The 13,176-nt window shown below is 71.2% G+C and carries 10 protein-coding genes; 5 read left to right on the forward strand and 5 right to left on the reverse strand.

Going from position 1 to position 13,176, the window contains the following annotated elements; translation table 11 throughout:
- Positions 1 to 136: 136 nt before the first annotated feature.
- Positions 137 to 1,255, forward strand: a complete 1,119-nt coding sequence (gene serC / locus P3G67_RS30550; protein ID WP_276096384.1) for a phosphoserine transaminase — start codon at positions 137 to 139, stop codon at positions 1,253 to 1,255.
- A gap of 86 nt (positions 1,256 to 1,341) precedes the next feature.
- On the forward strand, positions 1,342 to 2,325 hold the full coding sequence (locus P3G67_RS30555; RefSeq protein ID WP_276096385.1) for an aldo/keto reductase: 984 nt from the start codon (positions 1,342 to 1,344) through the stop codon (positions 2,323 to 2,325).
- A gap of 213 nt (positions 2,326 to 2,538) precedes the next feature.
- Here the strand turns inward: P3G67_RS30555 and thpR are convergent, their stop codons facing one another.
- The 3 genes from thpR to P3G67_RS30570 all read right to left on the reverse strand — a co-directional run bounded on the left by thpR (position 2,539) and on the right by P3G67_RS30570 (position 4,988).
- Positions 2,539 to 3,105 (reverse strand): RNA 2',3'-cyclic phosphodiesterase, encoded by a 567-nt coding sequence (gene thpR / locus P3G67_RS30560; protein ID WP_276096386.1) that lies wholly within the window; start codon positions 3,103 to 3,105, stop codon positions 2,539 to 2,541.
- 145 nt (positions 3,106 to 3,250) lie between these two features.
- Positions 3,251 to 4,564: an MFS transporter gene (locus P3G67_RS30565; protein ID WP_276096387.1), complete on the reverse strand. Its 1,314-nt coding sequence runs from the start codon at positions 4,562 to 4,564 to the stop codon at positions 3,251 to 3,253.
- Positions 4,565 to 4,610: 46 nt separating this feature from the next.
- Positions 4,611 to 4,988 (reverse strand): MarR family winged helix-turn-helix transcriptional regulator, encoded by a 378-nt coding sequence (locus P3G67_RS30570; RefSeq protein ID WP_255932890.1) that lies wholly within the window; start codon positions 4,986 to 4,988, stop codon positions 4,611 to 4,613.
- A 200-nt stretch (positions 4,989 to 5,188) separates the two neighbouring features.
- Between P3G67_RS30570 and P3G67_RS30575 the strand changes: the two genes are divergently transcribed.
- Complete coding sequence (locus tag P3G67_RS30575) at positions 5,189 to 5,377, forward strand: ribbon-helix-helix protein, CopG family (protein WP_269855605.1); 189 nt, start codon at positions 5,189 to 5,191, stop codon at positions 5,375 to 5,377.
- A 7-nt stretch (positions 5,378 to 5,384) separates the two neighbouring features.
- Here the strand turns inward: P3G67_RS30575 and P3G67_RS30580 are convergent, their stop codons facing one another.
- A complete protein-coding gene (locus P3G67_RS30580) occupies positions 5,385 to 6,842 on the reverse strand; it encodes an NCS2 family permease (protein ID WP_276096388.1) in 1,458 nt (485 codons plus the stop codon).
- A 204-nt stretch (positions 6,843 to 7,046) separates the two neighbouring features.
- Here P3G67_RS30580 and P3G67_RS30585 point away from each other — a divergent pair, with 204 nt between their 5' ends.
- The gene (locus tag P3G67_RS30585) at positions 7,047 to 7,310 is read left to right on the forward strand and encodes a DUF2530 domain-containing protein (protein ID WP_276096389.1); all 264 of its coding nucleotides are present in this window, start codon (positions 7,047 to 7,049) and stop codon (positions 7,308 to 7,310) included.
- Positions 7,311 to 7,469: 159 nt separating this feature from the next.
- Complete coding sequence (locus tag P3G67_RS30590) at positions 7,470 to 9,842, forward strand: cation-translocating P-type ATPase (RefSeq protein WP_276096390.1); 2,373 nt, start codon at positions 7,470 to 7,472, stop codon at positions 9,840 to 9,842.
- A gap of 171 nt (positions 9,843 to 10,013) precedes the next feature.
- Here the strand turns inward: P3G67_RS30590 and P3G67_RS30595 are convergent, their stop codons facing one another.
- A complete protein-coding gene (locus tag P3G67_RS30595; protein WP_276096400.1) occupies positions 10,014 to 13,139 on the reverse strand; it encodes a sacsin N-terminal ATP-binding-like domain-containing protein in 3,126 nt (1,041 codons plus the stop codon).
- Positions 13,140 to 13,176: the final 37 nt, after the last annotated feature.

Genomic DNA, 13,176 nt, shown 5'->3' on the forward strand with positions numbered 1-13,176 from the left:
CCTTAGCGTGCCCCGTGATCAGCGTCTTGATCATCGGCGAGGGAGGATTTCCGGCGACCCGGCCACCGCGGACACCCGTGTCTCATCCGCTGGAACACCGGTCGGCAAGGGGCCGCTTCGGACTACGCTTCGGCTCGTGGCTGAGATCCAGATTCCCGCAGACATCAAGCCCGCCGACGGCCGTTTCGGCGCGGGCCCGTCCAAGGTGCGTACGGAGGCGCTCGACGCCCTGGCGGCCACCGGAACCTCACTGCTCGGCACCTCGCACCGGCAGGCACCGGTCAAGAACCTCGTCGGCGAGGTGCGCGAGGGCATCGCCGAACTGTTCTCGCTGCCCGAGGGCTACCAGGTGGTGCTCGGCAACGGCGGCTCCACCGCCTTCTGGGACATCGCGACCCACGGCCTGATCCGGTCCAAGTCGCAGCACCTGTCCTTCGGCGAGTTCTCCTCGAAGTTCGCCAAGGCCGCCAAAATGGCTCCGTGGCTGGAGGACCCGACGGTCATCTCCTCCGAGCCCGGTACCCACCCGGCTCCCTCCGCCGAGGCCGGGGTGGACGTCTACGCGTTCACCCACAACGAGACCTCCACCGGTGTCGCGATGCCGATCAAGCGGGTCGCGGGCGCCGAGGCGGACGCGCTCGTCCTGGTCGACGCCACGTCCGGCGCGGGCGGCCTGCCGGTCGACATCGCGGAGACCGACGTGTACTACTTCGCCCCGCAGAAGTCGTTCGCGGCCGACGGCGGCCTGTGGCTCGCACTCTTCTCCCCCGCCGCGCTGGAGCGGGCGGAGCGGGTCGCCGGTTCCGGCCGGCACATCCCGGCCTTCTTCGACCTGCCGACCGCCATCGACAACTCGGCGAAGAACCAGACGTACAACACCCCGGCGCTCGGCACGCTGTTCCTGCTGAACGAGCAGCTGAAGTGGATCAACGGGCAGGGCGGGCTGAGCTGGGCGGTGGAGCGCACCGCCGACTCCTCCTCCCGGCTGTACGGCTGGGCCGAGAAGTCCGGGCACGCCACCCCGTTCGTCGCCAACCCGGCACAGCGCTCGCAGGTCATCGGCACGATCGACTTCTCCGACGACATCGACGCCTCGGCGATCGCCAAGACGCTGCGTGCCAACGGGATCGTGGACACCGAGCCGTACCGCAAACTGGGCCGCAACCAGTTGCGCGTCGCGATGTTCCCGGCCATCGACCCGGCCGACGTCGAGGCGCTCACCGCGTGCGTCGACTACGTCATCGAGCGTCTGTAGCAGGCCTGTTGAGGGGGCGGGGCAGCTTCGGGCGGCCCCGCGACTCCCTTGCTTCGAGCGCGCTCCAACGACTTGGATTGTCGTCCATGGACTACACACAGCTCGGACGTACCGGCCTCAAGGTGTCCCGACTGGTGCTGGGCACCATGAACTTCGGCCCCGTGACCGACGAGGCCGACAGCCACGCGATCATGGACGCGGCGCACACCGCGGGACTGAACTTCTTCGACACCGCCAACGTCTACGGGTGGGGCGAGAACAAGGGCCGCACCGAGGAGATAATCGGCTCCTGGTTCGCCAAGGGCGGTGGCCGCCGCGAGAAGACCGTGCTGGCCACCAAGGTCTACGGGGACATGGCCGAGTGGCCCAACAACAACAGGCTCTCCGCGCTCAACATCCGCCGCGCGGCTGACGCGAGCCTCAAGCGGCTGCGCACCGACCACATCGACCTGTACCAGTTCCACCACGTCGACCGGAACACCCCGTTCGACGAACTCTGGCAGGCCGTCGACGTGTTGGTGCAGCAGGGGAAGATCCTCTACGCGGGTTCCAGCAACTTCGCGGGCTGGCACATCGCCCGGGCCAACGAGACGGCGGCCCGCCGCGGTTCGCTCGGGCTGGTCAGCGAGCAGTGCCTGTACAACCTGATGGAGCGGCGCGCCGAGATGGAGGTGATCCCGGCCGCCCAGGAGTACGGGGTCGGCGTCATCCCGTGGTCACCGCTGCACGGCGGACTGCTCGGCGGCGCACTGCGCAAGGAGCGCGAGGCGGCCGGCAGGCGGTCGGCGTCCGGGCGGGCCGCCGAGGCGCTGAAGAACACCGCCCGGCGGGAGCAGATCCAGGCGTACGAGGACCTCTGCGCCAAGGGTGGCTACGAGCCCGGCGAGGTGGCGCTCGCCTGGCTGCTCACCCGTCCCGGCGTGACCGGTCCCATCGTGGGCCCGCGCACCGCCGGGCAACTGGAGTCCGCGCTGCGGGCGCTTGATCTCTCGCTGTCGGAGGAGTTCCTGGCGGAGCTGGACGGGATCTTCCCGGGTACCGGTCCCTCCCCGGAGGCCTTCGCCTGGTAGCGCTCGCCCGGCGCGGGGTCGGCTGGGCCGCCGCGCGGTGCTCAGCGCAGCGCGGCGGCTACCACCACGACGGCCAGGAGCAGTACGAGGGCCGCCGTCATCACTCGGGTACGGGTCTTCGGGTCCACGTGTCCGAGCCTAACCGGCCCGGGGACCTGCCCCGGGCCGGGGGGCGGTGCCCCGGGTACACCGGGGGCCCGGGCGCATGGCGCGTCAGTGGCCCAGCGGCCAGCGGTGCAGCACCTCGTAGCGGGGATGGGCGCCCGGCGTGCCTGCGGCGGGTGGGTGGCTGCGTACCAGGTCGATGTGGTCGGCGGTCCACTCGTGGCTGCTGAAGTCCGTCAGCAGTTCGGTGAACGGGCGCAGCGCGGTGTGCCGGTGCGGGCGGCCGCGGGCCAGGGTCAGATGGGCGCGGAACGGGCGGTCCTCCATCTCGACGCCCGCTCTGCGGGCGCCCGCGGCGAGGGAGTCGGCGAGGTGGCCGAGCCCTCGTACGTCTCCCTCCACTCCGACCCACAGCGTGCGGTCGCCGAACCGGCCGCCGCCTGCCAGCCGCAGCGGCAGCGGTGCGTGGCGCCGTGCGGCGCGTTCCAGGCGGGCGGTCAGGTCGGGGAGGGATTCCTCGGGGACCTCGCCCAGGAACGCCAGGGTGAGGTGGTGTCCGCCTTCCCCGGCCCACCGCAGGTTCCGCGCGTCGGGGGCCGCGCGGAGTCGGTTCTCGGCGCGGTCCAGGTCGCGCAGGGCCTCCTGGGAGGGCCAGAGGGCTACGAAGAGTCTCATGTGGCGGTTATTCCCCCACGGGGGCGCTCGCGGTGGCGTCCGGGGATGACGCCCACCCGCCCGCCCGATCGCCTCGGCCCTCGCCTGCCGTTGCGCACGGTGCGTCGTGGGGCGGGAGTCGCCGCGAGAAGGGCGGGCGGACGGGTCAGGGTGTGGGTTTCATACGCCGTGCCGTCTGCCTGATGGCCAGGCCCACCAGTGCCGCCGCCGCCGCGGAGACCAGGCCGCCGCTCAGGAAGCCCACTCGGGGGCCGTACGTGTCGGTGATCCAGCCGACCAGGGGGCCGCCCAGCGGCGTGCCGCCGACGAAGACCATCATGAACAGGCTCATCACCCGCCCCCGCATCGCGGGATCCGTGGCGAGCTGGACCGTCGAGTTCGCGGTCGTGTTGATGGTGATCCCGAACGTACCGATCACCACGAGCAGCGCGACGAACAGGTACAGCGACGGCGACACCGCCGCCACGACCTCCAGTGCGCCGAACACCACCGCGGCGCCGACCAGCATCCGCAGCCGGGTCGCCGCCCGGCGGGCGGCCAGCAGCGCACCGGCCACCGAGCCGATCGCCATCGCGGTGTTGAACAGGCCGTACGTACCCGCACCGGCGTGGAAGACCCCGTGCGCGAACGCCGACAGCCAGATCGGGAAGTTGAAGCCGAAGGTGCCGATGAAGCCGACCAGCACGATCGGCCAGATCAGCTCGGGCCGTGAGGCCACGTAGCGCAGCCCCTCGCGCAGCTGGCCCTTTCCGCGCGGGGTGAGCTCCACCTCGTGCAGCTCCTCCTTGCGCATCAGCAGCAGACCGATCAGCGGAGCGCCGAAGGACAGGCCGTTGATCAGGAAGGCCCAGCCACTGCCGACCGCGTTGATCAGCACACCGGCGATGGCCGGGCCGATCAGCCGCGCCGTCTGGAAGTTGGCGGAGTTGAGGCTGACGGCGTTGCGCACGTCCTTCGGTCCGACCATCTCCACGACGAAGGACTGCCGGGTCGGGTTGTCCACCACCGTCACCACGCCGAGCAGGAACGCGATGGCGTAGACATGCCAGACCTGGACATGGCCGCTGAGCGTCAGCACCGCGAGGGCGAGGCCGAGCAGACCCATGGCCGACTGGGTGGCCAGCAGCAGCCTGCGCTTGGAGCAACGGTCGGCGATGACGCCGCCGTAGAGCCCGAACAGCAGCATGGGCAGGAACTGGAGGGCGGTGGTGACACCCACCGCGGTGGAGGAACCGGTGAGGCTGAGCACCAGCCAGTCCTGGGCTATTCGGGACATCCAGGTGCCGGTGTTCGATATCACGGCACCGGTGGCGAACAGCCGGTAGTTGCGGTTCCGCAACGAGCTGAACATGTGCCGCTTCGCCGACGCCGTGGGGTCGGTCGGCTCGGTCGGCCGGGTTGTCGTCGTGATGGTGGGGTTCGATCCGGGTGCGGCGTCTGCTCCGGGGGCCGAACTCAAGGGGGTGTCTCCTCTGCTGGTAGCGACTGAAAGACGTTCCCGCTGTCTACAGGTGCGCCAGCTTCTCCAGTACCGGCGCGGCTTCGCGCAACGTCGCCCACTCCTCGTCGGTGAGCCCTTCGGCAAGCTGCGCGAGCCAGACGTTCCGCTTGCGCCGGCTCTCGGCCAGCATGGCCTCGGCCTGTTCGGTCTGGCTGACCACGACCTGGCGGCGGTCCTCCGGATGCGGGTCCCGGCGGACCAGGCCCTTGCCCTCCAACATGGCCACGATCCGGGTCATGGACGGAGGCTGCACATGCTCCTTGCGCGCCAGCTCGCCAGGGGTGGCGGAGCCGCAGCGGGCCAGGGTGCCCAGCACCGACATCTCGGTCGGGCTGAGCGACTCGTCCACTCGTTGGTGTCGCAGCCTGCGCGACAGCCGCATCACGGCCGCTCGCAGGGAGCTCACCGCGGCGAGGTCGTCCTCGGACAGTTTGGTCACGGTTCTTTAGACTATCTCATTACCTACGCTAACGAAAGCCGGATACAGGTCACCAAACGCGACTGTGTGCGAACTCACCCGTACGAGTGAGTTGCCCCCGGAAAGAGCGGCACCGTGTGACAGCGGAGGGCGACGGTAGATGTATGGGACCGCGTGGATCGAAAGTGCTCAGTGTGCGCATAGACACGGAACTGCTGGACCGGATCGGCGATCATGCCGCCAAACGCGGAATGAGCGTCCAGGACTATGTCGTCCGGACGCTCATGCGCGATGACTTCGACGAGAGGTTCAAGGCCTCGGTGGACAGAACCCAGCGGTTCTACGCGGGTTAGCCCACCGCTACGTCAGGTGCAGCGGAGGCATCAGGTAGTAGAACGCGAAGATCGCCGACACCGCGTAGAGCGCGACCGGCACCTCTCGGCCCCGTCCGACCACCAGCCGCAGCAGGCAGAAGGTCATGAAGCCCATGCCGATGCCGTTGGTGATCGAGTAGGTGAACGGCATGATCAGCATGGTCAGGAACGCCGGAATGGCGATCGTGAAGTCGTTCCAGTCGATGTCCCCGATGCTGTGCGCCAGGATCAGGAAGCCCACCGCGATCAGCGCGGGGGTGGCCGCCTGCGCCGGGACCATCGTGGCCACCGGAGTCAGAAACAGCGCCAGGACGAACAGCAGTCCGGTGACGATGCTGGCCAGACCGGTCCGCGCGCCCTCACCCACACCGGTCGTCGACTCCACGAAGCAGGTGTTGGCCGAGCTGGAGGTGGCGCCGCCGAGCGCAGTGGCGATGCCGTCCACCATCAAAACGCGGCTCATACGGGGCAGATCGCCCTTCTCGTCCAGCAGGTGCGCCTCGTCGCTCACGCCGAGGATGGTTCCCATCGCATCGAAGAAGCCGGACAGCAGGACGGTGAAGACGAACAGCACACCGGTGACGATCCCCACCTGGTGGAAGCCGCCGAAGAGGCTGACCTTGCCGATCAGCCCGAAGTCGGGGCTGGAGACCGGGTTGCCCGGCCACTTGGGGACGGTGAGGCCCCAGGCGGTGGCCGGGAGCTTGGCGACCGAGTCGATGACCAGCGCGAGCACGGTCATCGCCACGATGCTGATCAGGATCGCCCCCGGCACCTTGCGCACGATCAGCGCGAGGGTGAGCAGCACCCCGAGGACGAAGACCAGCACCGGCCAGCCGTTGAGGTGGCCGTTGGCGCCGAGCTGAAGAGGAACCGTGGTGTGCGCGGCGTCCGGGATGCGCGAGACGAAGCCGGAGTCGACCAGTCCGATGAGGAAGATGAACAGGCCGATGCCGATGGCGATCGCCTTGCGGAGCCCGAGCGGCACCGCGCTCATCACCCGCTCCCGCAGCCCGGTGGCGACCAGCAGCATGATCGCGATACCGGCGAGCACCACCATGCCCATCGCGTCCGGCCAGCTCATCTTGGGCGCGAGCTGCAGCGCCACCACGCTGTTGATACCGAGCCCGGCGGCGAGCGCGATCGGCACGTTGCCGATGACGCCCATCAGCAAGGTGGTGAGGCCGGCGGTCAGCGCGGTCGCGGTGACCAACTGGCCACCGGAGAGGTGGTGGCCGAACTTGTCGACGCCGCTACCGAGGATGATCGGGTTCAGCACGATGATGTACGCCATCGCAAAGAACGTCGCGATACCGCCGCGAATCTCTCGATAAACGCTGGAACCCCGCTCGGAGATCTTGAAGTAACGATCCAGACCGTTCTTGGGTGGGTGCGGAGAGTCGGGCTTCGCGAAGCCGACCGGAGCGGTCGCCGAGCTGGGCATGGAAATCCTCGGGTCAATCGCGGCCGGGGCCGCTGGGCGGGGTCCTCTCGAAGCCGACCGGATTTGGACGTTCAGACGAAAGAATCCAGTCAGGCGTAGGCCGTTTCAGTATGAACCTATGAGCGAGTGATCGCTATCTCCGCGCGTAGACACCCGGCGACGGGGTGCGCGGGCGCCGTGGGGGTGGGCCGTAGGCTGTGCGCTATGACGAGGAAGTGGACACCGCGGCACGAAACCCCTGAGCCGCTGGAAGCGAACGAGGTCGCGATCGTTACCGGCGGCACGATCGTCTGGTTCGCCCTCTTCCTGGTCCAGCTCCCCTTCTACGGGTGGTTCGCCGCCCGCGGGCACTCCTGGTGGATCTGGAGCTGTCTCGCCGGCGCCGGCCTCGGGGTGGTCGGCATCTGGTACGTACGCAGGCGGCGCGAGGCGCTGCGGCGGGCCGGCCGCCCCCAGCAGCACGGCTGAGGCCCCACCGGCCCACAGGCCGCGGCCGGTTCGGCACCGCCGTGGCACCACCACGGCGGCCGCGCACCGTGCGGCGGATTTCCCCCCGGGGTGAGCCCTCAACCCCTCGGCGCGCGGCTGGCCGGGGAATTTCCCCTTACGCCACGTAATGTCTGACCCATGAGTGATCATGCCCGGCCCGGCCCGCCGCAGGCGAACCCGCGCGGTCTGACCTCCGCCGAGGTCGCCGAACGTGTGGCGCGCGGGGAGGTCAACGACGTACCCGTGCGCAGCTCCCGCTCCACCGCGGACATCGTGCGGGGCAACGTCTTCACCCGCTTCAACGCGATCCTGGGCGTGCTGTTCCTGATCATCGTGGCGGTGGGGCCGATCCAGGACGGCCTGTTCGGCTTCGTGATCATCGCAAACACCGCGATCGGCATCATCCAGGAACTGCGCGCCAAGCAGACCCTCGACAGCCTCGCGCTGATCGGCGAGGCGAAGCCCACCGTGCGCCGGGACGGCCGCGGCGTGCCGCTGTCCACCTCCGAGCTCGTTCTGGACGACGTGGTCGAGCTGGGCCCCGGCGACAAGTGCGTGGTGGACGGCACCGTGGTGGAGGCCGACGGCCTGGAGATCGACGAGTCGCTGCTCACCGGTGAGGCAGACCCGGTGGCCAAGCGACCGGGTGACCCGGTGATGTCCGGCAGCTTCGTGGTGGCCGGAGGCGGGGCGTTCACCGCCACCAAGGTCGGCCGCCAGGCCTACGCCGCCCAACTCGCCGAGGAGGCGAGCCGGTTCACCCTGGTCCACTCCGAACTGCGCACCGGCATCAGCCAGATCCTCAAGTACGTGACCTGGATGATGGTCCCGGTCGCCCTCGGCCTGATCGTCAGCCAGCTCTATGTGGAGAAGCACGACTGGCGGGAGGCCGTGCGCCGGATGGTCGGCGGGATCGTCCCGATGGTCCCCGAGGGTCTGGTACTGCTGACCTCGATCGCCTTCGCGATCGGCGTGATCCGGCTGGGGCGCAAGCAGTGCCTGGTGCAGGAGCTGCCCGCGATCGAGGGGCTGGCCCGGGTGGACACCGTGTGCCTGGACAAGACGGGCACGCTGACCGAGGGCGGGATGGACGTCACCGAACTGCGGGTGCTGGACGGCGACGAGTCGTACGCGGCGAAGGTGCTGGCCGCGTTCGGCGCCTGCGACCCGCGGCCGAACGCCAGCCTCCAGGCGATCATCGACGCCTACCCGGACGGCTCGGACGGCTGGCACTGCACCGGCACGCTGCCGTTCTCCTCGGCCCGCAAGTACAGCGGTGCGACTCTGCGGGAGGCGCACGGCGAGAGCCGCACCTGGCTGCTGGGCGCGCCCGACGTGCTGCTGCCGCCCGGCCACCCGGCGCTGGCCGGGGTGGACGAGCAGGGCGCGCGGGGTCTGCGGGTGCTGCTGCTGGCCCGTGCGACCAGGCCGCTGGACGATCCGGCGGTGGTGGACGGGCTCGCGCCGACCGCCCTGGTCGTACTGGAGCAGCGGCTGCGCGCCGACGCCGGGGAGACGCTGCGCTACTTCGCCGAGCAGAGCGTCGCCGCCAAGGTCATCTCGGGGGACAACGCGGTGTCGGTCGGCGCGGTCGCCGCCAAGCTGGCGTTGCCGGGGGCGCACAGCCCCGTCGACGCACGGCGACTGCCCGGTGGGCGGGACGAGATGGCGCGGGCGCTGGAGGGCGGTTCGGTGTTCGGCCGGGTCACCCCGCAGCAGAAGCGGGACATGGTCGGCGCGTTGCAGTCCCGCGGCCACAACGTGGCGATGACCGGGGACGGCGTCAACGACGTGCTGGCGCTGAAGGACGCCGACATCGGGGTGTCGATGGGGTCGGGCAGCGAGGCGACCAAGGCGGTGGCGCAGATCGTGCTGCTGAACAACAGCTTCGCCACGCTGCCTTCGGTGGTCGCCGAGGGGCGTCGGGTGATCGGGAACATCACCCGGGTGTCGAACCTGTTCCTGACCAAGACCGTGTACTCGGTGCTGCTGGCGCTGCTGGTGGTCATCTGGCGGGTGCCGTACCCGTTCCTGCCCCGGCATCTGACGCTGCTGAGCACGCTGACGATCGGGGTGCCCGCGTTCTTCCTGGCGCTGGCGCCCAACAGGGAGCGTGCCCGCCCGCACTTCGTGCGCCGGGTGATGCGGTTCGCGCTGCCGATGGGAGTGATCGCCGGCATCGCGACGTTCGCCACGTACCTGATGGCACGTCACCACTACCACGGTGCCGGTGGGCTGGACGCGGAGACCAGCGCGGCGACGCTGACGCTGTTCCTGATCTCCATGTGGGTACTGGCGATCATCGCCCGTCCGTACACCTGGTGGCGGATCTGCCTGGTGCTGGCGATGGCCGGATGCTTCCTGGTCGTGCTGGTCACACCGTGGCTGCAGACCTTCTTCAAGCTGCGCCTGGTCGGCACCGAGGCGCCGTGGACCGCGGTCGGCATCGCGGCGGTCGCCTCGGTGGCGCTGGAGCTCGTATGGCGCCGGATCAGCCGCCGGGTCGACTGACCGTATGGTCGCCGACCATGCCGTTCCACTCGTTCGCGCGAGGCCGCGGTGGCTCACATGGCGGCACTCGTACTCCGCACGCCCGTCGCCGCTCGTCGCGAGCGCGACCGGGGTCGCCTGGTGCGTCGGGGCGGGGGCCAGGAACGCCTGACCCCCGCCCCGGCGTTCGGATCAGTCGAACCAGCGGGCCTCGGCCAACTCCGCGGCCCGGGACGGGTCCTCGAGGAGTGCCGCCACCTCGAAGCGGCGTTGCCACTCGCCCGCCGCCCAGGCCAGGCCCGCCGCGACGCCTTCCAGGGTGGCCGCGTGCAGCACGCCGTCCACGTAGCGCCAGTCCAGTTCGACGCCCGGTTCGACGAGCAGTTCGTCGTGTTCGAGGTACGACTCCGGTGCGTCGGGCAGCAGTTCGCGCACCTCGTCGGGCACCTCGTGCGGCTGGCCCTCGCTGGTGACGGGGGCCGGGAACTCCTCGCTGAGGCGGCGGGCCTGGAAGAGTTCGGCGAGGTCGTCCGCGAACCGGGGTCCGGCGGGCAGCAGAGCGCGGCCAGCGGCCAGCGGCAGCAGGTCCGGGGCGTCGGCGACCAGGGCCTGCGCCGCGTCCACGACCGTCACCACGCCGTCCCGTACCGCCCGCAGCTCGTCCGGCAGGGTGACCGCCTCCGGGTCGAGCGCCGACAACCGCGCGTACAGCCAGCGCAGTTGGGCGGCGGTGACCGGACGGGCCGGGTCGCCCAGCCGGGCCAGGAGTTCGGCGGCGCCACCCGGCTCGTCCAGCAGCGCGTCCACCGAGGTGCGCACCCCGAGCGCCCGTAGCACCTGCTCGTCCACGGACGAGGTCTGCGCCTCGTCGTAGAGCCCGGCGAGCAGCGGGTCTCCCCCGGCCGCGCGCAGGCCCACCGGACGGCGGCCGTCCAGCACCGGGTGGTCGCGCAGCCACCAGGCGGTGTACGGGCGCACGCTGCGCGTGGTGCCGTCCGGCAGCAGTACCCGCACCGGTGTGGTGATCGCGTCGCGCAGCGGCGGCTGGGCGAGCAGCGCGAGGGCCTGCGGCCAGGCCTCGTCATCGACCAGGTCCAGGTCGCGCACCGCGATGATCTCGGTGGCGACCGGCGGTACGTCGGTGTCCGGCAGTTGGTCGAGCACGTCCTCGCACCACACGTCGACCGCGTCGAGCAGGCCCGGGTCGTCGGGTTCGGCCCACTGGCCGTCGCGCGGTTCGAGATCGTCCGGGTCGAGGACCACGTCGCCGGCGCGCACCAGCGTGAAGGTGGCGAGCACGCCGACGGCGGTCAGCGGCTGCTCACCCCAGCGTTCCGCCAACTCCGGGTCGCACGGCGCCATTTCGTCCGCACGGATGACCTGCTCGAAGGGGCTTCCCGGGTAGACGAGTTCACTCGCCGGGGTGAGTTCGCCCTCGTCGTCGGGGAGCGCGAGGGCACCGAGCCATGGCTCGTCGCCGGGGGCGAGCTCGGCGTCGCGCACCAGGGCCAGCACGAGTTCGGCCAGTTCGTCGGCGTCGAGCGTGCCGGCCTCCTCGTCCCAGATCTCATCCGCGTCAAGGGAGTTGGCGACGGCCGCCCGCACCTGCGGGGTGGTCAGTACGGCGCGGGGCGTCGCGGACGTGGCGCCCAGTTTCTCCAGCAGCGGATGGGCGGCGTCGGGGTGGGCGACCCGCAGGCCGAGCCGGGTCAGGCCGTCGGGCAGCGGGGCGTCGCCGGTGGGCAGCAGGATCTGGCGCGGGCCGACGACGGTGCGGCCGTCGGTGAGCGGTACGGGCAGGCCGCTCAGCCGGTCCGGGTCGGTACCGGCCAGGGCGTCGTAGAGCCGGTGCCACCAGCTCGCCGGGCGCTCGGTGCCGGACAGCCGGTCGATGGCGTCGCCGAGCGGGAGGCGGGCGACGCCCAACGTGCGTAGTTCCACCCGGCGTTCGAGCCCGGCGGGCAGCAGGCTGGGGAAGACCTCCGCCAGTACCGTGACGGTCTGCGCGGACGCGCCTTCGAGCAGCTCGGCGCGGTCGGGGCGCAGCGCGTGCGGCTCCTGCGCCCCCTCCGCCGCTTCACCGGCGGCGGGCCCGGCGGGGGGCAGGAAGGGGATGTGCGGCAGCTGCCGCAGCAGGTGGGCGCGGAGCGTGCCGTCCAACTCGCCCTTGCCCAGCGGTCCGGGCACCAGGTCGATGATGCCGGTGGTGGGCGGGCGCCAGTCGCGCAGCAGTTCCACGTAGGCGTCGGCGGCGCGGGCGGCGACGAACTCGGCCAGCGGGCCCGGCGCGACATGGCGCCGGGTGGGGTCGAGCGGGAACGAGGCGATCAACAGCGCGGGCAGGCCCAGCGGTTCGTCGGTCGGGGTCGGCGCGTGCACCACGGGCGCGGTACGGGGGCGGGCGGGCGCGCCGTCCGGGCCGACCGGCACGGCCCAGGTCACCGACCAGGCGGGGCGCAGCCGTTCCTCCACGGGGCGGCCGTCGAGGAGTTCGGGGGCGAGTGCGCCGCCGGTGGCGGTGACCCGCCAGCGGGTGGTTCCGGATGCGCTGTCCTCGACGACGACGTCCTCGCCGTGCCGGCGCCGGGTCAGGGTGCGCACCTGGCCGTCCGGCGTCTCGATCACGATCTCGGTGAGGCCGGGGAGGGTCAGCAGCAGTGCGTCGTCCACGCCGGAGAGCAGGTGCTCGGCCAGGTCCTGTGCGGCGCCGTCGCGCAGCGGAAGCACGACGACGGTGTCATAGCCCTCGGGGGCGACGCCCTCGGCGGGCAACGGCAGCCGCAGCAGTGGTACCTGGCCGTCGCGGCGCCGCAACTCGTCGGCGAGGCCGGGGCTTTGGGCGGCGGCCTGCGCGGTGAGGTCGCGGGCTTCGGCGAGCGACCAGCGCACGCCGCCGGTGCGGCCCACCACGGCGGGCTCGTCGCTGACCGCCAGGACGGCGCTGAAGCCCACGCCGAAGCGGCCGACGGACGCCTGCGCGTCGTCGCGCTTGGCGGAGGCGCGCAGGGTGGACAGCGATTCGACGCCTGCCGCGTCGAGTGGGGCGCCGGTGTTGGCGGCTGCCAGTACCCCCTGGTGGAGGGTGAGCCGCAGACGGCCGGGGGCACCGGCGCGCAGCGCGGCGTCGGCGGCGTTCTGGGCGAGTTCGACGACCAGGCGGTCGCGGTAGCCGCCGAGCGCCAGGTCCTCCTCGGCGTTGGCGTCCTCGCGGAACCGGGCCGGGGACGCCTGCCAGGCGTCCAGCACGGTTCGGCGCAGGCGCTCGGTGCCGAACGGGTCGGCTCCAGCCTGCGGTTCCTGCACGATCGGCTTGCCCACGTTGGTCCTTCCGCTGCCGCGAACCACCTTTCCGGGC

This window comes from Streptomyces silvisoli (assembly GCF_029269905.1).
Lineage (GTDB): Bacteria > Actinomycetota > Actinomycetes > Streptomycetales > Streptomycetaceae > Streptantibioticus_A > Streptantibioticus_A silvisoli_A.

Bases quoted from the DNA above. Each gene is read 5' to 3' on its own strand.
- P3G67_RS30575 (WP_269855605.1), top strand. From the start codon at position 5,189: ATGGGACCGCGTGGATCGAAAGTGCTCAGTGTGCGCATAGACACGGAA.
- P3G67_RS30570 (WP_255932890.1), bottom strand. From the start codon at position 4,988: ATGCGGCTGTCGCGCAGGCTGCGACACCAACGAGTGGACGAGTCGCTC.
- P3G67_RS30590 (WP_276096390.1), top strand. From the start codon at position 7,470: ATGAGTGATCATGCCCGGCCCGGCCCGCCGCAGGCGAACCCGCGCGGT.
- P3G67_RS30585 (WP_276096389.1), top strand. From the start codon at position 7,047: ATGACGAGGAAGTGGACACCGCGGCACGAAACCCCTGAGCCGCTGGAA.
- thpR (WP_276096386.1), bottom strand. From the start codon at position 3,105: ATGAGACTCTTCGTAGCCCTCTGGCCCTCCCAGGAGGCCCTGCGCGAC.
- P3G67_RS30555 (WP_276096385.1), top strand. From the start codon at position 1,342: ATGGACTACACACAGCTCGGACGTACCGGCCTCAAGGTGTCCCGACTG.
- P3G67_RS30580 (WP_276096388.1), bottom strand. From the start codon at position 6,842: ATGCCCAGCTCGGCGACCGCTCCGGTCGGCTTCGCGAAGCCCGACTCT.